Origin of the sequence: Scandinavium manionii, assembly GCF_024764775.1 — a bacterium.
GTDB classification, from domain to species: domain Bacteria; phylum Pseudomonadota; class Gammaproteobacteria; order Enterobacterales; family Enterobacteriaceae; genus Scandinavium; species Scandinavium manionii.
The window spans coordinates 350,245-370,151 of the sequence record NZ_JALIGC010000036.1 but is presented as its reverse complement, the minus strand read 5'-3'; the positions used below and the strand labels follow the sequence as shown (position 1 = coordinate 370,151).

Sequence of the window (19,907 nt, the reverse complement as noted above, 5' to 3'; positions counted from 1 at the left end):
TGCTGCCCCTTGATTTCTTCACTGACACGAGAATACGCATAGCCTATGAAGCCCATTTTTAGCCGTGGCCCATCGCTACAGTTTCGCCTAATTCTGGCGGTGCTAGTGGCGCTTGGCATCATTATTGCCGACAGCCGCCTTGGTGCGTTCAGTCAAATCCGAACGTACATGGATACTGCTGTTAGCCCTTTCTATTTTGTTTCCAACGGTCCTCGTGAATTACTCGACGGTATTTCGCAAACTCTGGCTTCCCGCGATCAGCTTGAGCTGGAAAACCGTGCCCTGCGTCAGGAGCTGCTGTTAAAAAACAGCGATCTGCTGATGATGGGTCAGTACAAGCAGGAAAACGCCCGTCTGCGTGAGTTGTTAGGTTCACCGCTGCGTCAGGATGAGCAGAAAATGGTGACCCAGGTTATCTCTACCGTTAACGATCCGTATAGCGATCAGGTGGTTATCGACAAAGGTAGCGTCAACGGCGTCTACGAAGGTCAGCCTATTATCAGTGATAAAGGCGTGGTCGGTCAGGTTGTGGCCGTCGCGAAGCTGACCAGCCGAGTGCTTCTGATTTGTGATGCGACCCATGCACTGCCGATTCAGGTACTGCGTAACGATATCCGCGTGATTGCCGCCGGTAACGGCTGTACTGACGATTTGCAGCTGGAACATCTGCCTGCCAATACTGATATCCGTGTGGGTGACGTGCTGGTGACATCCGGTCTCGGCGGTCGTTTCCCTGAAGGGTATCCGGTTGCGGTTGTGTCGTCAGTTAAGCTGGATACGCAGCGTGCGTATACGGTGATTCAGGCGCGCCCAACTGCCGGTCTGCAGCGTCTGCGTTATCTGCTGCTGCTGTGGGGTGCCGATCGTAACGGTGCAAACCCGATGACGCCTGAAGAGGTACATCGTGTAGCCAACGAACGTCTGATGCAGATGATGCCGCAGGTTCTGCCTGCTGCCGATTCCATGGGGCCGCCAGCACCCGTTCCGCCGCCTGCGACGGGAATCACTCAGCCTGCACCGGCTGCTGCGCCTTCACCAGGAGGGCAGTAGTGGCAAGCTACCGAAGCCAGGGACGTTGGGTTATCTGGCTCTCGTTTTTGATAGCCCTTCTGTTACAAGTCATGCCCTGGCCGGACAACCTGTTGGTATACCGGCCAAACTGGGTTCTGCTGATCCTGCTCTACTGGATCCTCGCTTTACCGCACCGGGTCAATGTTGGCACAGGTTTCATTATGGGTGCCATACTGGATCTGATTAGCGGTTCAACGCTCGGCGTACGTGCGTTGTCCCTCAGTATCATTGCCTATCTGGTGGCACTGAAATATCAGCTGTTCCGTAATCTGGCGCTCTGGCAACAAGCGCTGGTGGTTATGATGCTGTCGCTGGCGGTGGATATCGTTGTTTTCTGGTCAGAATTTTTAGTGATCAACGTCTCTTTCCGACCGGAAGTGTTCTGGAGTAGCGTCGTTAACGGTGTACTCTGGCCATGGCTGTTCCTGCTGATGCGTAAAGTGCGCCAGCAATTCGCGGTACAATAAAGGTTTCTATGACAATGCTTTATCTTGCTTCCGGCTCCCCGCGTCGTCAGGAGCTGTTAACTCAATTGGGTGTGAGCTTCGAACGTCTGGTACCGGGCATCGAGGAGCAACGTCAGCCGCAGGAAAGCGCGCAGCATTATGTTGCGCGACTGGCTCGGGAAAAAGCGCAGGCGGGCGTCACGCTTGCCGCGCAGGACTTACCGGTGCTGGGTGCCGATACCATTGTGGTTCTGAACGGTGAAGTGCTGGAAAAACCACGGGACGCTGAACACGCGGCAGTCATGTTGCGCCAGCTTTCCGGGCATACGCATCAGGTGATGACCGCCGTCGCGTTAGCGGACAGCAAATACACCATTGACTGCCTGGTGACCACGGAAGTCACGTTCAGAGCCTTAACAGATGACGATATCCTCGGTTACGTCGCGAGCGGCGAACCGATGGATAAAGCAGGTGCATACGGTATTCAGGGGCTGGGTGGCTGTTTTGTCAGGAAGATAAATGGCAGCTATCACGCCGTAGTCGGCTTACCGCTGGTGGAAACGTATGAGTTGCTGAGCAATTTTAACTCACTGCGTGAGAAAAGGGATAAACATGACGGCTGAATTATTGGTTAACGTAACGCCATCGGAAACCCGCGTGGCGTACATTGATGGCGGTATTCTTCAGGAAATTCATATAGAGCGTGAAGCGCGACGCGGAATCGTAGGCAATATCTACAAAGGTCGTGTCAGTCGTGTACTCCCAGGGATGCAGGCGGCATTTGTAGATATTGGCCTGGATAAGGCCGCGTTTCTTCACGCTTCTGACATTATGCCCCACACCGAATGCGTGGCCGGGGAAGAGCAGAAGCAGTTCACCGTTCGCGACATTTCCGAACTGGTGCGTCAGGGCCAGGACCTGATGGTGCAAGTGGTCAAAGATCCGCTGGGCACCAAAGGCGCGCGTCTGACGACTGATATCACCATTCCTTCTCGTTACCTCGTGTTCATGCCGGGCGCTTCTCACGTGGGCGTGTCCCAGCGTATTGAAAGCGAAGCCGAGCGCGACCGCCTGAAAAACGTGGTGACAACATACTGCGACGAGCAGGGCGGATTCATCATCCGAACCGCGGCGGAAGGCGTTTGCGAAGAGGATTTATCCTCCGATGCCGCGTACCTCAAACGCGTGTGGACTAAGGTGATGGAGCGTAAAAAACGCCCGCAGACTCGTTATCAGATGTACGGCGAACTGGCGTTAGCCCAACGCGTACTGCGCGATTTTGCAGACGCACAGCTTGACCGCATCCGCGTCGATTCTCGTCTGACCTTCGAATCGCTGATGGAATTCACCGCCGAGTACATGCCGGAGATGACCAACAAGCTCGAACATTACAGTGGTCGCCAGCCGATTTTCGATCTCTTCGATGTCGAAAATGAAATTCAGCGAGCGCTGGAGCGGAAGGTGGAACTGAAGTCGGGCGGCTATCTGGTTATTGATCAGACCGAAGCGATGACCACTGTCGATATCAACACCGGTGCCTTTGTCGGCCACCGTAATCTTGACGACACCATTTTCAATACTAATATCGAAGCGACGCAAGCCATTGCGCGTCAGCTGCGCCTGCGTAATCTGGGCGGGATTATCATCATCGATTTCATCGATATGAGTAATGAAGACCACCGCCGTCGGGTGCTGCATTCTCTGGAACAGGCCCTGAGCAAAGACCGCGTTAAAACCAGCATCAACGGCTTCTCGCAGCTCGGTTTGGTGGAAATGACCCGCAAGCGCACGCGCGAAAGCGTGGAGCACGTGCTGTGCCACCAGTGCCCAACCTGTCATGGACGCGGGACGGTGAAAACGGTCGAAACGGTATGCTACGAAATCATGCGTGAAATTGTCCGTGTGCATCATGCCTATGATTCCGATCGCTTCCTGGTCTACGCTTCAGCCGCCGTGGCCGAAACCCTGAAAGGGGAAGAGTCTCATGCGCTGGCGGAAGTGGAAATCTTCGTTGGCAAGCAGGTAAAAGTCCAGATAGAACCGCTCTACAATCAGGAGCAATTCGACGTGGTGATGATGTAGTTTGCGGGCAGTTACAAGGAGAGATGCGTGAGGCGTTTGCCTGGAATCTTACTGATCACGGTGGCAACATTAATTGTTATCGTCGCGCTGCTGGTCAGTGGCTTGCGTCTCGTTTTGCCGCAGCTGGATAAATGGCGTCCGCAGCTGCTGGAGAAAATCGCGGAGTCTACCGGACATCCCATCGAAGCGTCACAGCTTAAAGCCAGCTGGGAAGACTACGGCCCGACGCTGGAAGTCCGCGATATCAAAGCCGGGATGAAAAACGGTGGTCAGATGTCCGTTAAACGCGTGACGCTGGCACTCGACGTCTGGCAAAGCCTGCTGCATTTTCGCTGGCAGTTCCGCGAGCTGACCTTCTGGCAGCTGCAAATTCGCACCAACACCCCTCTGCAACACAATAACAGCAGTGGGCAGTTGAAAACGGACCGCATCGGCGATCTGTTCCTGCGCCAGTTCGATCAGTTCACTCTGCGCGACAGTCATTTAAGCTTCCTCACTCTTTCCGGCCAGCGCGCCGAACTCGCTATCCCGCAACTGACCTGGATGAACGGTAAAAATCGCCATCGTGCCGAAGGTGAACTGAGCCTGTCGAGTCTTAACGGCCAGCACGGGGTGATGAAAGTGCGCATGGACTTGCGCGATGAGAACGGTCTGCTGAATGAAGGTCGGCTGTGGGTGCAGGCTGATGACATCGACGTTAAGCCGTGGCTTGGCCGCTGGATGCAGGACAACATCGCGCTGACGTCGGCTCGGTTTAGCCTCGAAGGCTGGATAGACCTTGATAAGGGCGACATCTCAAGTGGTGACGTCTGGCTGAAGAAAGGCGGCGCGAGCTGGAAGGGCGATAAGCAACCCCATGACCTGTCCGTCGATAATCTGACGGCACACATCACCCGTGAAAATGCGGGCTGGGCATTTCATGTCCCTGATACCCGCATCGCCATAGACGGCAAACGTTGGCCGCAAGGTGCGCTGGCGCTGGCGTGGATCCCCGGTCAGGACGTCGGCGGAAAAAATAACGTGCGCAGCGACGAGCTGCGTATCCGTGCCAGCAATCTCGAACTGAGCGGCCTTTCTGGCCTGCTGCCAATTGCAGATAAACTCTCGCCGTCGTTAGGTGAAATTTGGGAAACCACGCAGCCTGCCGGTCAGATTGACGCCCTGGCGCTGGATATTCCGTTGCAGGCGACTGAGAAAACCCGTTTCCAGGCGGCCTGGAGCAATCTGGGGTGGAAGCAGTGGAAGCTGCTGCCCGGCGCCGAGCATTTCTCTGGTCGGGCAGAAGGTAGCGTCGAGCATGGCTCGGTGAATATCAGCATGGAAGACGCAAAAATGCCGTATGAGACGGTGTTCCGTGCGCCGCTTGAGATTGCCAAAGGTGTGGCCAATCTGTCATGGGTGAACAACGAAAAAGGTTTCATGCTCGACGGCCGTGATATCGACGTGCAGGCGAAAGCGGTTCACGCCCGTGGCGGCTTCCGCTGGTTACAGCCGGAAGGCGATGAACCGTGGCTCGGTATTCTGGCCGGGATCAGCACTGATGACGGCGGTCAGGCGTGGCGCTATTTCCCGGAAAACCTGATGGGCAAAGAGCTGGTCGATTACCTCAGCTCGGCCATCAAAGGCGGCCAGTCGGATAACGCCACGCTGGTCTACGGCGGCAACCCGCACCTGTTCCCATACAAGCACAACGAAGGTCAGTTCCAGGTGTGGGTGCCTTTGCACAACGCGACCTTTGCGTTCCAGCCTGACTGGCCTGCGCTGACCAATCTGAATATCGACCTCAACTTCCTGAACGACGGCTTGTGGATGCAGGCGGATAAAGTCGCGCTTGGCGGCGTGACGGCGCACAACCTGAATGCGGCTATCCCGGACTATTCGAAAGAGAAGCTGATTATTGATTCGCAGATTGCCGGTCCGGGCAAAGCGGTCGGGCCGTATTTCAAAGAGACGCCGCTGAAGGATTCCCTTGGTGCTACCCTCGATGAGCTGCAGCTGGATGGTGATGTGAATGCTCGCTTACATCTCGATATCCCGCTCGACGGCAAACAGGTGTTGGCGAAAGGTGACGTGCGTCTGGCTAACAACAGCCTGTTTATCAAACCGCTCAATAGCACCCTGAAAAACCTCAGCGGTGGATTCACCTTTGAAAATGGTGATTTGAAAAGCGGGCCAATGACCGCCAACTGGTTTAATCAGCCGCTGAACGTGAATTTCTCAACCACCGAAGGGCCAAAAGCCTATCAGGTAGCGGTGAATATGGATGCCAACTGGCAGCCGAGCCGCACCGGAATGTTGCCTCAACAGATTAACGATGCGATAAGCGGTAGCGTGCCGTGGCAGGGTAAAGTCGCGATTGAATTACCTTACAAAGGCAGCGCCAGCTATAAGGTCGATATGGCAGGCGACCTGAAGAATGTGAGTAGTCGCTTACCTGCACCGGTAAACAAGAAAGCCGGTGAGCCGTTACCGGTGAAACTGAACGTTGAAGGTGGTCTGAGCCGCTTCGATTTGACCGGCAGCGTAGGTTCGACGGACCATCTCAACAGCCGCTGGCTGCTGAATAAAAAGCTGACACTCGACCGGGCCATTTGGGCGTCTGACAGCCGCAGCGTACCGCCGTTGCCGGATTCCTCCGGCGTCGAGCTGAATTTACCGCCGATGGACGGCGCGCAGTGGATGGCGTTGTTCCGTAAGGGCGCCGCCGACGGCGTGGGTAACGCAGCGGCCTTCCCGGAACGCGTGACGCTGCGAACCCCGGCGCTCACCATGGCGGGCCAGCGCTGGAATAATCTGAGTATTGTTTCACAACCGTCAGCAGACGGCACCCGCGTTGAAGCGCAGGGGCGTGAAATCAACGGCACGCTGACGCTGCGCGACAATGCGCCGTGGCAGGCTGCGATTCGTTATCTCTATTACAACCCGTCCTCGAAAACCACCACCGGTGAATCTCTGGGTCAGGGGATAATGAGCAATAACCGCATTGATTTCCAGAATTGGCCAGACCTGCAGCTGCGCTGTGCGGAATGCTGGCTGTGGGGTCAGAAATATGGCCGCATTGATGGGGATTTCGCGATTAAGGGCAACACCTTGTCGCTGGCTAACGGCCTGATGGATACCGGGTTTGCACGCCTGACCGTAGACGGAGAGTGGGTGAACGCGCCGGGTAATGAGCGCACCTCACTGAAAGGCAAACTTCGCGGCCAGAAACTGGATGCGGCAGTGAATTTCTTCGGTGCCTCCACGCCAATTCGTGATTCGTCATTCAATCTGGATTATGACCTGCACTGGCGCGATGAGCCGTGGACGCCGGACGTAGCATCGTTGAACGGCATTCTGAAAGCGCATTTGGGCAAAGGCGAGTTCACGGACATCAGCACCGGCCATGCGGGCCAGCTGCTGCGTCTGCTGAGTGTGGATGCGCTGCTGCGTAAGCTACGTTTCGACTTTAGTGACACCTTCAACGAAGGGTTCTATTTTGATTCCATTCGCAGCACCGCCTGGATTAAAGACGGCACGCTGCATACCGACGACACGCTGGTGGATGGCCTCGAAGCAGATATCGCGATGAAAGGCTCAGTCAACCTGGTGCGCCGTGAGCTGGATATGGAAGCCGTGGTCGCGCCGGAAATCTCTGCCACCGTAGGGGTCGCTACCGCGTTTGTCATCAACCCGATTGTCGGTGCCGCTGTGTTTGCCGCCAGTAAAGTGCTGGGGCCGCTGTGGAGCAAAGTGTCGATTCTGCGTTACCACATCAGCGGGCCTATCGATCAGCCTCAAATCAATGAAGTGCTGCGCCAGGCGCGCGGCGATAAAAAGCAATGATTTGACGGGCGTTACAAATTACCTCACTCTCAATAGATATACCGCGATCTTCGCGACAACCAATGAGTAGCAAAACGATGAGTCTGAACCTGGTAAGTGAACATCTGCTGTCGGCGAACGGCCTGAGTCATCAGGACCTGTTTGCCATACTTGGCCAACTTGCCGAGCGCCGCCTCGACTACGGCGATCTCTATTTCCAGTCGAGCTACCATGAGTCCTGGGTGTTAGAGGACAGCATCATCAAAGACGGGTCGTACAATATCGATCAGGGCGTTGGCGTCCGTGCCGTCAGCGGCGAGAAAACCGGCTTTGCGTATGCCGATCAGATTAGCCTGTTGGCGCTGCAACAGAGCGCTCAGGCCGCGCGGACTATCGTGCGTGATACCGGCGACGGTAAAGTCCACGCTCTTGGCGCGAAAGAGTATTCTCCGCTGTATACCAGTCTCGATCCGCTGCAAAGCATGAGTCGTGAAGAGAAGCTCGACATTTTGCGCCGCGTTGACAAAGCCGCGCGTGCGGCAGACAAACGTGTGCAGGAAGTTTCTGCCAGCCTGACCGGCGTGTACGAACTCATTCTGGTCGCGGCCACTGATGGCACCCTGGCGGCGGACGTTCGTCCCCTGGTGCGTCTGTCGGTGAGCGTACTGGTCGAAGACGACGGTAAACGCGAGCGCGGTTCCAGCGGGGGCGGCGGTCGTTTCGGCTACGATTATTTCCTCGGTGACGTCGACGGCGAAGTCCGGGCCGATGCATGGGCCCGTGAAGCGGTTCGCATGGCGATGATTAATCTCAATGCCGTTGCCGCGCCTGCGGGCACGATGCCGGTCGTTCTGGGCGCGGGCTGGCCGGGCGTGCTGCTGCACGAAGCGGTGGGGCACGGTCTGGAAGGTGACTTCAACCGTCGCGGCACGTCCGTGTTCAGCGGGCAAATGGGGCAACTCGTCGCGTCCGAACTGTGCACCGTCGTCGATGACGGTACCATGACTGACCGTCGTGGCTCCGTGTCCATCGATGATGAAGGTACGCCGGGTCAGTACAATGTTCTTATCGAAAATGGCGTGCTGAAAGGCTACATGCAGGACAAACTGAATGCGCGCCTGATGGGCGTGAAGCCAACGGGTAACGGTCGCCGTGAATCGTATGCGCATTTACCGATGCCGCGTATGACCAACACCTACATGCTGGCGGGCAAATCGACCCCGCAGGAAATCATCGAGTCTGTCGACTACGGGATTTACGCGCCGAACTTTGGCGGCGGTCAGGTGGATATCACCTCCGGTAAATTTGTGTTCTCGACTTCAGAGGCGTATCTGATCGAGAAAGGTAAAGTGACCAAAGCAGTGAAAGGCGCGACCCTGATTGGCTCTGGCATCGAAGCCATGCAGCAAATCTCGATGGTGGGTAACGACCTGAAGCTGGATAACGGCGTAGGTGTCTGCGGTAAAGAAGGGCAAAGCCTGCCGGTTGGTGTGGGTCAGCCAACGCTGAAAGTCGATAATTTGACGGTCGGTGGCACCGCATAATTTCTGTGCCCGCTTCGTGCGGGCATATAGTTGCGATTAAAGAAGGAAAAAGCGTGGTTTTTCCTTCTTTAGATTAGCAGCCGAAAATCAATTAATTGATTTTCCTTATTGATTGTTTCAATGACGGAGACCACTGATGAAGGTCGCTCGCCATCAGCACATTGTCACTCTTCTCGCCCAATCCCACAGCCTGACCACCGATGAACTGGCCGCCGTACTCGGCGTCAGCAAAGAAACGGTGCGTCGTGATTTAAGTGAACTCCAGCAGCAGGGACACATTCAGCGCAGCCACGGGCGCGCGCGAGCTATTCGCCGTAATCACCAGGACAACGAAGCGCCTTTCCACGCCCGACTGAAAAGCCACTATGCCCACAAATCTGATATCGCCCGGCACGCGCTGGCCTGGATAGACGAAGGTATGACGATTGCGCTGGACGCCAGTTCGACCTGTTGGCTGTTGGCGCGCCAGCTGCCGGACATTCCGCTGACGGTGTTTACCAATAGTCATCCAGTCTGTATGGAACTCGGCAAACGCGAGCGGATCCGGTTGATCAGTTCCGGCGGAGAGCTTCAGCGCCAGTATGGTTATTACGTCAATCCGGCGTTGATATCTCAGCTGAAAACGCTGGAGATCGATCTGTTTATTTTCTCTTGCGAAGGGGTCGATCGCAGCGGCGTGATGTGGGACCCGAGCGGACACAACGCCAGCTTTAAATCGCTACTACTCAAAAGAGCTTCGCAGTCTTTGCTGCTGATGGACAAAAGTAAGTTCAACCGTTCGAGCGAAGTCCGGATTGGCCCCCTTAGCGACGTCACACATCTCATATCGGACGCCGAGCCTGAGCAGGTACCTTAGTTTTTCCCCCGCCCTTTGATGCCCTGAAAACGATTGGCCACATCGACAAAATAATCGGTCAGGTAGTTAATACACACCTGCACCTTCAGCGGCAGTTTGTCTTTTTCTGTGTAGACGGCATACACCGGACGTGGATCGGATTGGTAGCGCGGCAGCAAGATCTCCAGCTCGCCATGGTTGATCTCGTTGATCACCCACATCAGCGGCACGAAGGCGATCCCGGCGCCGGCGGTAAGCCAACGGTTCAGCGTCATCGGATCGTTGGTGACAAAGCGTCCCTGCGGGATAAGCTTGGTGGATAAGCCTTCCGGGGCGATCAGTTCAAATTCATTGTAGGGACGGATGCTGTATTCCAGCCAGGAATGACTGGCGAGATCTGCGGGTTTCTCGGGCGTGCCTGCCTGCTGTAAGTAGCTTTTGGCTGCGCACAATACCATGGGCATCGAGCCGAGACGGCGGGAGAAAAGGCCAGAATCCTGCAATGCGCCAACGCGGATCACCAGATCCAGACCATCCGCAATGAGGTCCGGAGCCGGAATACCCGTTACCAGATTTACTGACAGATCCGGGTACTCTTTGAGCATCTCAGAGGTGATCATGGCGAGGACATTTTGTGCCATAGTTGAAGAACAGCCCACGCGCAGTGTACCAATCGGTGTGTTGTTAAAGGCGTAAAGCTGTTCGTGTACGTCCTGGGCTTCGTGCAGCATTCGCCGACAGCCCTGATAGTAGATTTTCCCGGCTTCTGTCAGCCCAATGCTGCGGGTACTGCGGTTCAGCAGCTTTACCTGCAGTTCGTTTTCCAGCTTTGAGACGGTCTGACTTATCGACGATACGCTCATTTCGAGCTGTCTCGCCGCAGCCGTAAAGGAACCCAGTTCCACGACTTTGGCGAAAACCGACATGCGTTTTAATCGTTCCATTGTTCACTCTGACTTAAAAGTGATTTGTATCACATAATATAGATCGGGATATATAAGTTACGTTAATATACTGTTAGCTAAATAAGTAAAGCTCGTTACTCTCACCTGCACTCTCTTAATCAAGGTCAACATGAGTCTGTTTCCCGTCATCGTGATTTTCGGCCTCTCATTCCCGCCGATCTTCGTCGAGCTGCTGTTGTCGCTGGCCATATTCTGGCTGTTGCGTCGGGTGCTGGTCCCCACTGGGATCTATGACTTCGTCTGGCATCCCGCGCTTTTTAATACCGCGCTGTATTGCTGTTTGTTCTACCTGATATCGCGTTTGTTCGTCTGAGGTCGCTGTGAAAACACTAACAAGAAAAATATCCCGTACCGCTATCACGTTGATTTTGGTGGTGCTGGCATTTATCGCAATTTTCCGTGCGTGGGTTTATTACACCGAATCGCCGTGGACGCGTGATGCACGCTTCAGCGCCGATGTTGTGGCCATTGCGCCGGACGTGGCAGGGCTTATCACGGATGTGAATGTGAAGGATAACCAACTGGTTCGCAAAAATCAGGTACTGTTCACTATCGATCAGCCGCGTTACCAAAAAGCGCTCGAAGAAGCCGACGCCGACGTGGCGTACTATCAGGTGCTGGCGTCAGAAAAACGTCGTGAAGCCGGACGCCGTAACCAGTTAGGCACCATGGCCATGTCTCGCGAAGAGATTGACCAGGCCAACAACCTCTTACAAACCGTTCAACATCAGTTAGCGAAAGCGCAGGCCACCCGCGATTTGGCCCGTCTTGACCTCGAACGTACCGTCATTCGCGCTCCGGCCGATGGCTGGGTGACTAACCTGAACGTGTACAGCGGTGAATTTATTACCCGCGGGTCGACCGCTGTGGCGCTGGTGAAAAAAGAAAGCTTCTACGTTATGGCCTATATGGAAGAGACCAAACTGGAAGGCGTGCGCCCAGGCTATCGCGCGGAAATTACCCCGTTAGGCAGCACCAAAGTTATCAAAGGCACCGTCGACAGCATTGCAGCAGGTGTGACTAACGCCAGCAGCAGCAGCGATGTAAAAGGAATGGCGACCATCGATTCCAACCTTGAATGGGTGCGACTGGCGCAGCGTGTGCCGGTGCGTATTCGCCTCGACCAACAGCAGGGCAACCTATGGCCTGCGGGCACCACTGCCACGGTAATCATCACCGGTGCGAAAGACAGAGACACGCAGAAGGCCTCCTTCTTCCAGAAGTTAGGTATGCGTCTGCGTGAGTTCGGTTAATCGCTATGGGCATTTTCTCTATTGCCGATCAACACCTGCGTTTTGCTATCAAACTGGCCTGCGCGATTGTGCTGGCCCTGTTTATCGGCTTTCACTTTCAGCTTGAAACCCCGCGCTGGGCGGTACTGACAGCCGCAATTGTAGCGGCGGGTCCGGCGTTTGCCGCCGGGGGCGAACCTTATTCTGGAGCAATCCGTTACCGCGGAATGCTACGTATTTGCGGAACGTTTATCGGCTGTATCGCCGCGCTGGTGATGATCATCGGCATGATCCGCGCCCCGTTAGTGATGGTGATGGTGTGCTGTCTGTGGGCGGGTTTCTGTACCTGGGTGTCTTCACTGGTGAAAGTGGAGAACTCCTATGCCTGGGGCCTGGCGGGCTACACGGCGTTGATCATTATCATCACCATTCAGAACGAACCGCTGCTGTCGCCGCAGTTTGCCGTCGAGCGTTGCAGCGAGATTGTGATCGGGATTGTCTGTGCGATCGTCGCCGATCTGCTGTTTTCCCCACGGTCGATTAAACAAGAGATCGACCGGGAGCTTGATGCATTATTGGTTGCTCAATATCAGTTGATGCAGCTTTGTATTCGCCACGGTGACAGCGAAGAAGTTGACGCCGCCTGGGGCGGACTGGTGCGCCGGACGCAGGCTCTGGAAGGAATGCGTAGTAACCTGCACATGGAATCTTCCCGCTGGGTGCGCGCCAATCGACGTCTGAAAGCGCTGAATACGCTCTCTTTGACGCTGATAACTCAGGCCTGTGAAACCTATCTGATTCAAAACTTCCGCCCAGATTTAATCACGCCCGCCTGGCGCGAAATGTTCGACCAGCCTGTCGAAACGGTGCAGGACGTGCATAAGCAACTGAAACGCATGCGCCGCATTCTTTCCTGGACTGGTGAGCACGACACACCGATTACCTTATACAGCTGGATTGGCGCCGCGACACGTTATCAGCTGCTTAAACGTGGCGTAGTGGGTAACGCAAAAATCAGCGCCCGGGAAGAAGAGATTTTGCAGGGCGAAGTGGTGGTGAAGGTGGAATCCGCGGAGCGCCACCATGCGATGGTCAACTTCTGGCGTACCACGCTTTCCTGTGCGCTGGGCACGGTGTTCTGGCTGTGGACCGGCTGGACATCCGGCAGCGGTGCCATGGTGATGATTGCCGTGGTGACCTCGCTGGCAATGCGTCTGCCTAACCCTAAAATGGCGGGGATCGACTTCCTGTACGGCACCATTGCCGCGCTGCCGATTGGCGCGTTTTACTTCCTGGTCGTCCTGCCGTCGACCCAACAAAGTATGCTGTTGTTGTGTATCAGCCTCGCTGTGCTGGCGTTCTTTATTGGGATTGAAGTGCAGAAACGGCGGCTGGGCTCGCTCGGTACGCTGGCGTCCACCATCAACATTCTGGTGCTGGATAACCCGATGACTTTCCATTTCAGCCAGTTCCTCGACAGCGCGCTTGGCCAGCTGGTGGGCTGCTTCCTGGCGTTGATGATTATCTTACTGGTGCGTGATAACTCCCAGGCTCGGACCGGACGCGTGCTGCTGAATCAGTTTGTATCGGCCGCCGTATCCTCCCTGACGACCAACACCGCCCGCCGCAATGAGAACCATCTGCCCGCCCTGTACCAGCAGCTGTTTTTACTGCTGAACAAATACCCGGGCGATCTTGCCAAATTCCGCCTGGCCTTGACGCTGATTATTGCGCACCAGCGCCTGCGTGACGCGCCAGTACCGGTTAACGACGACCTTTCGGCATTCCACCGCCAGCTGCGTCGTACGGCGGATAAGCTCATTTCAGCCAGCAACGATGATAAACGGCGCCGTTACTTTGACCGCTTGCTGGAAGAACTGGATGTGTACCAGGAAAAACTGGTTATCTGGCAGGCGTCGCCTCAGGTCACCGAACCGGTCAATCGGCTGGTGGGGATGCTGAGGAAATATCAGCATGCGCTCACGGTGAGTTAACCCAGAAACCGACGCAAAAGCGTCGGTTTTTTTATGGCTATACTTAACTGTTATCACAGGACATCACCGTCAGGGGACAACTATGACCATGCAGACACTTCAGGATAACGAACTTTTTCAGACCGGATATCTGGTCGACGGAATATGGAAAACGCTTGAAACCACCTTCGACGTGGTAAACCCGGCAACCGGCGAAACGATCGCCAGGGTCGCGAAAGCCGGGAAGCAGGAAACCGAAGCCGCCATCGCGGCGGCGAGCAAAGCCTTCCCGCTCTGGCGTGCGAAAACCGCCAAAGAGCGCTCAGAAATTCTGTATCGCTGGTATCAGCTGATCATCGAAAACAAAGCCTGGCTCGGCAGACTGATGACCACCGAGCAGGGCAAGCCGCTAAAAGAGGCCGAAGGTGAAGTGGAATATGCGGCGAGCTTCATTCAGTGGTTCGCTGAACAAGGTAAACGTGCCAACGGCGAAATTATCCCTCCCGCCAAACCGGGGTCACGCATTCTGGCCACCCGCGAACCGATCGGCGTCGTGGCGGCAATTACTCCGTGGAACTTCCCAATGGCGATGCTGACCCGCAAACTCGGTCCGGCGCTGGCGGCGGGCTGTACCGGTGTCATCAAACCCGCGAATAACACGCCACTCAGCGCCTTTGCGTTGCTCCAGCTGGCGAAGAAAGCGGGCGTGCCTGATGGCGTGCTGAATGCGGTCGCAGGGACGACTCAGGAAATCAGCGACGCGATTATGGCGAGCCACGAAGTGCGTAAAATCTCCTTCACCGGCTCAACGGCGGTCGGTAAAACGTTGATGCGCAATGCCGCAGAAACCATGAAAAAAGTGTCGATGGAGCTTGGTGGTAACGCGCCCTATATCGTTTTTGACGATGCGGATATCGACGCAGCGGTAAAAGGGGCGATAGCCAATAAATTCCGCAACGCCGGGCAGGTGTGCGTCAGCGTTAATCGCTTCTATATTCATGAAAAGGTCTATAACGATTTCACCCACAGGCTTACCGAGGCGGTCAATGCGCTTAAGGTCGGAAACGGCATGGACGACGGCATAGTCGTCGGGCCGATGATTGAACCTTCCGCCGTGAAAAAAGTACGCGAGCACGTGGAAGATGCGGTCGCGAAAGGGGCCAGCGTGCTGGCGGGGGGAAAACTGCATGCGCTCGGCGGCAACTTCTGGCAGCCAACGGTACTGGGTGATTGCAGCGACAATATGCAGCTTGCGCAGGAAGAGACGTTTGGGCCGGTAGCAGCCTGCTTCCGATTCACCAGCGAAGAGGAAGTGATTCAGCGGGCGAACAATACCCCGTTTGGTCTGGCGGCTTACTTCTATACTCAAAATCTGCAGCGCGTGTTCCGCGTATCGCAGGCACTGGAAAGCGGCATGATCGGGATTAACGAATGCGCTGTATCGACAGAATTAGGGCCGTTTGGCGGCGTTAAAGAGTCCGGGCTGGGCCGTGAAGGTTCGGTCCTGGGGCTGGAAGAGTTTCTGGAAGTGAAAACCCTGCATCTGGGGGGATTGTAAGCCGGAGCCCGGGTGGCGATTGTCGCCCGGGCAGGAAAGAGGCGGGGGAATGCATGAAAACCTATACCTTTGATTTTAATGAAATAGGTACTCAGAACGATTTCTATCGTGAGTTTACCCGCACTTTTGCGCTGAGCGGTACGGCCATTCGCGATTTGGACTCTCTCTGGGAAGTGGTCACCGGCAGTCAGCTGCCCTTGCCGTTGGAAATTGAATTTGTTCATCTGGAAGAGAAGCAGCGTCGGCGCTACGGGGCATTAATTCTGTTGTTTGATGAGGCGGAGGAAGAGCTGGAAGGGATGCTGCGATTCAATGTACGTCATCAATAAAAAAGCCCCCGACAGGCGGGGGCAAGTCGTCAATTAAGACGACGAGGGTTTATTTGTACAGCTCGGCAGTGGCATGCCAGGTGTCGCCGCTACGGGCTTCGATAATGCGGTAGCTGCTGGCGCCTTCTTTCTCGGCTTTCGCTGCCAGTTCATGACGCATATCCATTGGGGCGCTGCCTACCTGTGAAACAGAAACGGTACCCAGGGATTGCATGCTCTGTGCCTGCTCTGCACTAATCTGATGTACTGCTGCGCCTGCGCTAAAGGAAAGAACCGATGCCAGGCCCAGTGTTGCGATAATCATTGCGCTTTTCATAATCTTTACTCCTGATTCATAGACTGCGCGGCGAGAAGGTTTGAACTGCTTTTTTTATGCCTGGTGCCGCGTTGTGACATGTTTGTTTCGTACCGACTCTCAATAAAACTTATTTGTACAGCTCAGCCGTTGCGTGCCAATGGTCGCCGCTACGTGCTTCGATTACGCGGTAAGAGGATGCCCCTTTTTCCTGCGCTTTCTGATTCAGCATGTCGTGCATGTCCATTGGGGAAGAACCGACTGCGCCGACGGAAACGGTGCCGATAGCTTCGCGATTTGCTGCCTGATCCGCATTGATCGAATCAGCGGCGAAAGCGCCAAAAGAAAGAACAGAAAGAATGGTCAGTGCACTCACAGTGGTTTTGATTTTCATAATTTTCACCTCGTCGAATTTTTTAGCAGGGCCTCTGTTTCGTGACCCTCATCACAAAATCAAGTATACACTAATCGCCGAAGAAATTAATACCAGGCTAATGGTTTCTCATGTAATCAAATGTCAAAAACCGTCATTTTTATAACAGAAACGCATTAAAAAAGTCAGAATGAGACGCAGACTGGCATCTATTACTAAGAAAATCATATGGATAGAATGAATTGATAATTTGTGCGCTTTTGATAACAACATTCACTGGCTGATAACATCCAGGCAGTGAAACGCACTTAATGTTAAATAAAAGGGGGGGTTATGTAGCGATCGCAGGTGTGCAGGGGAGATAAGACGCTCTCCGGCCGGATGCCGGAGAGAGGCAGATTAAAGCTCTTGTTCGAACAGCACCAGAATGGCTTCGTACAGGTCTTTAACGGTAAATCCACGCGCTGGCGTGGTGAAGATGGTGTCATCACCGGCAATGCTGCCGAGGATCCCTTCCGCTTTACCCAGGGAGTCGAGCAGGCGGGCAATCAACTGTGCGGCACCGGGACTGGTATGAATGACCACTACCGAATCGTTGTAGTCGATATCCAGCACCAGGTTTTTCAGCGGGCTGGATGTGGTCGGCACGCCCAGTTCTGCTGGCAGGCAATAGACCATTTCCATTTTGGCGTTGCGGGTACGTACCGCGCCAAACTTAGTCAGCATACGGGAGACTTTGGACTGGTTGATATTTTCGAAGCCCTCCTCCTGTAATGCCTGAACAATCTCACCTTGGGAGCTGAACTTTTCTTCTTTTAGTAGCGCTTTAAACGCTTTGATTAATTCTTCTTGCTTAGCGGAGCTTCGCATAAGTCACCCATATCATGGCGGTAAAAACAACATTATTATGCATATAGATGAATTTTTATGCAAATGATCTGCCGTGAATAAGGCTGAAATAATGTTATGAAAGGGAAGGATTTTATCAAAAATCGTTATCAAGAAACATGCTTTCGTCACGTGTCGAAAATAACGTCAAAAGTAAATCAAATGTTATAAAATTGATGTTGTTTTGCTTGTCTGGCTGGGTGTATTGTAACCAGCAGTCGACTGGTTACGCCGTCGCGGGTCTCTTGTCACAGGCGGTAAAGTGAGCAATGACACCGCAATGCTGCGGGGAATGCCGCATTCTTCAATGACGTTTGTTGTCATTATTTACCTTGTGAATTAAGGTTGCCGCAACGGAGTTTCGGTAGATGAAACTAACCATAATAAGGAGTTTAGGATGAAAGTCGCAGTCCTCGGCGCAGCTGGCGGTATTGGCCAGGCGCTTGCCCTACTACTTAAGACCCAACTGCCTTCAGGCTCAGAACTCTCCCTGTATGACATCGCGCCGGTAACCCCTGGCGTGGCAGTGGATCTCAGTCATATCCCAACCGCGGTGAAAATCAAAGGCTTCTCCGGCGAAGACGCAACCCCAGCACTGGAAGGCGCTGATGTGGTGCTGATTTCTGCTGGCGTCGCACGTAAGCCGGGTATGGATCGTTCCGATCTGTTCAACGTCAACGCGGGCATCGTGAAGAATCTGGTGCAGCAGGTGGCAAAAACCTGTCCTAAAGCCTGCATTGGCATCATCACTAACCCGGTCAACACCACTGTGGCGATTGCCGCTGAAGTGTTGAAGAAAGCGGGTGTATACGACAAAAACAAACTGTTCGGCGTCACCACGCTGGACATCATCCGCTCGAATACCTTCGTGGCGGAGCTGAAAGGCAAGCAGCCGAATGACATTGAGGTACCGGTGATTGGTGGGCACTCAGGCGTGACCATTCTCCCACTGCTGTCGCAAATTCCTGGCGTGAGCTTCTCCGAGCAGGAAGCGGCTGACCTGACCAAACGCATTCAGAATGCGGGCACCGAAGTCGTGGAAGCGAAAGCCGGTGGCGGCTCTGCAACGCTGTCTATGGGTCAGGCTGCGGCACGTTTCGGTCTGTCTCTGGTACGTGCGCTTCAGGGCGAAAAAGGGGTGGTGGAATGCGCTTACGTTGAAGGCGACGGTGAATATGCGCGTTTCTTCTCTCAACCGCTGCTGCTGGGTAAAAACGGTGTGGAAGAGCGCCAGTCTATCGGCAAACTGAGCGCCTGGGAGCAGCAATCGCTGGAAGGCATGCTGGACACGCTGAAGAAAGATATCGTTCTGGGCGAAGAGTTCGTTAAATAAGCCTGACGTCAGAATGAAAAACCGGAGCCATCGCTCCGGTTTTTTTATGCCTGTCAGTTGGTGGCTGGGTATTCCTGGATGGTGACATCAAGCGACAGCTTTTTATCATCACGCATCACCACCACCGGGATAACTGAACCTGGGCGAATTTCCGCTACCTGGTCCATGGTTTCCAGCGCGGAGACCGCAGGTTTGTTGTTCACGGAGACAATCACGTCGTTGACCTGAATACCGGCTTCTGCTGCCGGGCCACCCGACGCCACTTCATTGACCACAATTCCCTGAATCTGATCCATCGGGCCGCCCTGAGCATGCAGCGGTGCAATTTCACGGCCGCTAATGCCGATGTAGCCACGAATAACCCGTCCATCACGGATCAGCTTATCCATAATTTTGGTCGCTAGCTGGAACGGAATGGCGAAGCCAATGCCTTCCGGCGTTTCGCCATCATTACTTTTATCAAAGGAAAGGGTGTTAATCCCCATCAGTTCGCCTAGCGAGTTCACCAGCGCACCGCCGGAGTTACCGTGGTTGATCGAGGCGTCCGTTTGCAGGAAATTCTGACGGCCTGACGGATTGAGGCCGATACGACCGGTGGCGCTGATAATCCCTTGGGTGATGGTCTGCCCCAGGTTGTAAGGATTACCAATCGCCAGTACTACGTCGCCAATGTGCGGCGTGCGTTTAGGGTTGATAGGAATCACCGGGAGCCCGCCGTTAGCGTTGATTTTCAATACCGCGAGGTCGGTCAGGCTATCGGAGCCGACGATCAGCGCTTCAAATACGCGGCCATCCTGTAGCGCGACGATGATTTGGTCGGCATCGTTAATCACGTGCTTGTTGGTAATGATGTACCCACGCTCGTCCATGATGACCCCGGAACCTAGCGTCAGCATGTTATGGCTGGAATTGTTGTTCAGTGCGCGGTTGTAGACGTTCACCACCGCAGGTGCAGCGCGTTTTACCGCCTGGTTATAGCTGACAGGCGATTCATCAGCACTGTCATAAGGCGCTGATGTTAGCGGGTTAAATTGCCGCAATGACGGCATAACGGCCAGCAGAATGCCACTGACGATACATCCGATTGCGACTGAGCGTAAGAGCTTTGCAAGCATGGTGCGATTATCACAGGTAAGGAAACAGGCGAAGCATATCACGAGTTATGCGGACATCACACGC

At 54.6% G+C, this 19,907-nt stretch carries 18 protein-coding genes; 13 read left to right on the top strand and 5 right to left on the bottom strand.

Features of this window, described 5'->3' with window-relative positions:
• The first annotated feature begins 45 nt into the window (after window positions 1-45).
• The 7 genes from mreC (at window position 46) to fucR (ending at window position 9,803) form a co-directional block, all read left to right on the top strand.
• Window positions 46-1,050, top strand: a complete 1,005-nt coding sequence (gene mreC / locus MUU51_RS09660) for a rod shape-determining protein MreC (RefSeq protein ID WP_159772352.1) — start codon at window positions 46-48, stop codon at window positions 1,048-1,050.
• On the top strand, window positions 1,050-1,538 hold the full coding sequence (mreD, locus tag MUU51_RS09655; protein WP_110510620.1) for a rod shape-determining protein MreD: 489 nt from the start codon (window positions 1,050-1,052) through the stop codon (window positions 1,536-1,538). Before mreC ends, mreD begins: the two co-directional genes overlap by 1 nt.
• 8 nt (window positions 1,539-1,546) lie before the next feature.
• Entirely contained in the window at window positions 1,547-2,140 is a 594-nt protein-coding gene (locus MUU51_RS09650; protein WP_159772349.1) for a Maf family protein, read from the top strand.
• Complete coding sequence (gene rng / locus MUU51_RS09645) at window positions 2,130-3,599, top strand: ribonuclease G (RefSeq protein WP_258967664.1); 1,470 nt, start codon at window positions 2,130-2,132, stop codon at window positions 3,597-3,599. Before MUU51_RS09650 ends, rng begins: the two co-directional genes overlap by 11 nt.
• 27 nt (window positions 3,600-3,626) lie before the next feature.
• Window positions 3,627-7,424: an AsmA2 domain-containing protein YhdP gene (yhdP, locus tag MUU51_RS09640; protein ID WP_258967663.1), complete on the top strand. Its 3,798-nt coding sequence runs from the start codon at window positions 3,627-3,629 to the stop codon at window positions 7,422-7,424.
• A gap of 77 nt (window positions 7,425-7,501) precedes the next feature.
• A complete protein-coding gene (gene tldD / locus MUU51_RS09635; RefSeq protein ID WP_159772340.1) occupies window positions 7,502-8,947 on the top strand; it encodes a metalloprotease TldD in 1,446 nt (481 codons plus the stop codon).
• Between the two features lie 136 nt (window positions 8,948-9,083).
• A complete protein-coding gene (fucR, locus tag MUU51_RS09630) occupies window positions 9,084-9,803 on the top strand; it encodes an L-fucose operon activator (RefSeq protein ID WP_159772337.1) in 720 nt (239 codons plus the stop codon).
• Here fucR and aaeR read toward each other — a convergent pair.
• Window positions 9,800-10,726, bottom strand: coding sequence for an HTH-type transcriptional activator AaeR (gene aaeR / locus MUU51_RS09625; protein WP_159772334.1), 927 nt, complete (start codon window positions 10,724-10,726; stop codon window positions 9,800-9,802). The genes fucR and aaeR overlap by 4 nt on opposite strands.
• Before the next feature lie 130 nt (window positions 10,727-10,856).
• Here aaeR and aaeX point away from each other — a divergent pair, with 130 nt between their 5' ends.
• The 5 genes from aaeX to MUU51_RS09600 all read left to right on the top strand — a co-directional run bounded on the left by aaeX (window position 10,857) and on the right by MUU51_RS09600 (window position 15,839).
• A complete protein-coding gene (gene aaeX / locus MUU51_RS09620; protein WP_097164153.1) occupies window positions 10,857-11,060 on the top strand; it encodes a p-hydroxybenzoic acid efflux pump operon protein AaeX in 204 nt (67 codons plus the stop codon).
• A gap of 7 nt (window positions 11,061-11,067) precedes the next feature.
• On the top strand, window positions 11,068-12,000 hold the full coding sequence (gene aaeA / locus MUU51_RS09615; protein WP_159772331.1) for a p-hydroxybenzoic acid efflux pump subunit AaeA: 933 nt from the start codon (window positions 11,068-11,070) through the stop codon (window positions 11,998-12,000).
• Window positions 12,001-12,005: 5 nt separating this feature from the next.
• On the top strand, window positions 12,006-13,973 hold the full coding sequence (gene aaeB / locus MUU51_RS09610) for a p-hydroxybenzoic acid efflux pump subunit AaeB (RefSeq protein WP_159772328.1): 1,968 nt from the start codon (window positions 12,006-12,008) through the stop codon (window positions 13,971-13,973).
• A gap of 82 nt (window positions 13,974-14,055) precedes the next feature.
• Complete coding sequence (locus MUU51_RS09605; protein ID WP_159772325.1) at window positions 14,056-15,510, top strand: NAD-dependent succinate-semialdehyde dehydrogenase; 1,455 nt, start codon at window positions 14,056-14,058, stop codon at window positions 15,508-15,510.
• Between the two features lie 53 nt (window positions 15,511-15,563).
• Window positions 15,564-15,839 carry a barstar family protein gene (locus tag MUU51_RS09600; protein WP_159772322.1) on the top strand — a complete coding sequence of 92 codons (276 nt, stop codon included), beginning with the start codon at window positions 15,564-15,566 and terminating at the stop codon, window positions 15,837-15,839.
• A gap of 49 nt (window positions 15,840-15,888) precedes the next feature.
• Here the strand turns inward: MUU51_RS09600 and yhcN (MUU51_RS09595) are convergent, their stop codons facing one another.
• From yhcN (MUU51_RS09595) to argR, 3 genes are all read right to left on the bottom strand, one after another.
• Window positions 15,889-16,155, bottom strand: a complete 267-nt coding sequence (yhcN, locus tag MUU51_RS09595) for a peroxide/acid stress response protein YhcN (RefSeq protein ID WP_110510609.1) — start codon at window positions 16,153-16,155, stop codon at window positions 15,889-15,891.
• 109 nt (window positions 16,156-16,264) lie between these two features.
• A complete protein-coding gene (yhcN, locus tag MUU51_RS09590) occupies window positions 16,265-16,528 on the bottom strand; it encodes a peroxide/acid stress response protein YhcN (RefSeq protein WP_159760311.1) in 264 nt (87 codons plus the stop codon).
• Window positions 16,529-16,906: 378 nt separating this feature from the next.
• Window positions 16,907-17,377: a transcriptional regulator ArgR gene (gene argR, locus MUU51_RS09585; protein ID WP_159772316.1), complete on the bottom strand. Its 471-nt coding sequence runs from the start codon at window positions 17,375-17,377 to the stop codon at window positions 16,907-16,909.
• Between the two features lie 415 nt (window positions 17,378-17,792).
• On the opposite strand from argR, the gene mdh reads away from it, so the two are divergent.
• A complete protein-coding gene (mdh, locus tag MUU51_RS09580; RefSeq protein ID WP_258967662.1) occupies window positions 17,793-18,728 on the top strand; it encodes a malate dehydrogenase in 936 nt (311 codons plus the stop codon).
• Window positions 18,729-18,781: 53 nt separating this feature from the next.
• On the opposite strand, the gene degS is transcribed toward mdh, so the two are convergent.
• A complete protein-coding gene (gene degS / locus MUU51_RS09575; protein ID WP_159772311.1) occupies window positions 18,782-19,843 on the bottom strand; it encodes an outer membrane-stress sensor serine endopeptidase DegS in 1,062 nt (353 codons plus the stop codon).
• Between the last annotated feature and the right edge of the window lie 64 nt (window positions 19,844-19,907).

What these genes read in the sequence shown, in the direction of transcription:
- mreC (WP_159772352.1), top strand. Translation starts at nt 46, where the DNA reads ATGAAGCCCATTTTTAGCCGTGGCCCATCGCTACAGTTTCGCCTAATT.
- MUU51_RS09650 (WP_159772349.1), top strand. Translation starts at nt 1,547, where the DNA reads ATGACAATGCTTTATCTTGCTTCCGGCTCCCCGCGTCGTCAGGAGCTG.
- rng (WP_258967664.1), top strand. Translation starts at nt 2,130, where the DNA reads ATGACGGCTGAATTATTGGTTAACGTAACGCCATCGGAAACCCGCGTG.
- tldD (WP_159772340.1), top strand. Translation starts at nt 7,502, where the DNA reads ATGAGTCTGAACCTGGTAAGTGAACATCTGCTGTCGGCGAACGGCCTG.
- fucR (WP_159772337.1), top strand. Translation starts at nt 9,084, where the DNA reads ATGAAGGTCGCTCGCCATCAGCACATTGTCACTCTTCTCGCCCAATCC.
- aaeR (WP_159772334.1), bottom strand. Translation starts at nt 10,726, where the DNA reads ATGGAACGATTAAAACGCATGTCGGTTTTCGCCAAAGTCGTGGAACTG.
- aaeX (WP_097164153.1), top strand. Translation starts at nt 10,857, where the DNA reads ATGAGTCTGTTTCCCGTCATCGTGATTTTCGGCCTCTCATTCCCGCCG.
- aaeB (WP_159772328.1), top strand. Translation starts at nt 12,006, where the DNA reads ATGGGCATTTTCTCTATTGCCGATCAACACCTGCGTTTTGCTATCAAA.
- MUU51_RS09605 (WP_159772325.1), top strand. Translation starts at nt 14,056, where the DNA reads ATGACCATGCAGACACTTCAGGATAACGAACTTTTTCAGACCGGATAT.
- MUU51_RS09600 (WP_159772322.1), top strand. Translation starts at nt 15,564, where the DNA reads ATGAAAACCTATACCTTTGATTTTAATGAAATAGGTACTCAGAACGAT.
- yhcN (WP_110510609.1), bottom strand. Translation starts at nt 16,155, where the DNA reads ATGAAAAGCGCAATGATTATCGCAACACTGGGCCTGGCATCGGTTCTT.
- yhcN (WP_159760311.1), bottom strand. Translation starts at nt 16,528, where the DNA reads ATGAAAATCAAAACCACTGTGAGTGCACTGACCATTCTTTCTGTTCTT.
- argR (WP_159772316.1), bottom strand. Translation starts at nt 17,377, where the DNA reads ATGCGAAGCTCCGCTAAGCAAGAAGAATTAATCAAAGCGTTTAAAGCG.
- mdh (WP_258967662.1), top strand. Translation starts at nt 17,793, where the DNA reads ATGAAAGTCGCAGTCCTCGGCGCAGCTGGCGGTATTGGCCAGGCGCTT.
- degS (WP_159772311.1), bottom strand. Translation starts at nt 19,843, where the DNA reads ATGCTTGCAAAGCTCTTACGCTCAGTCGCAATCGGATGTATCGTCAGT.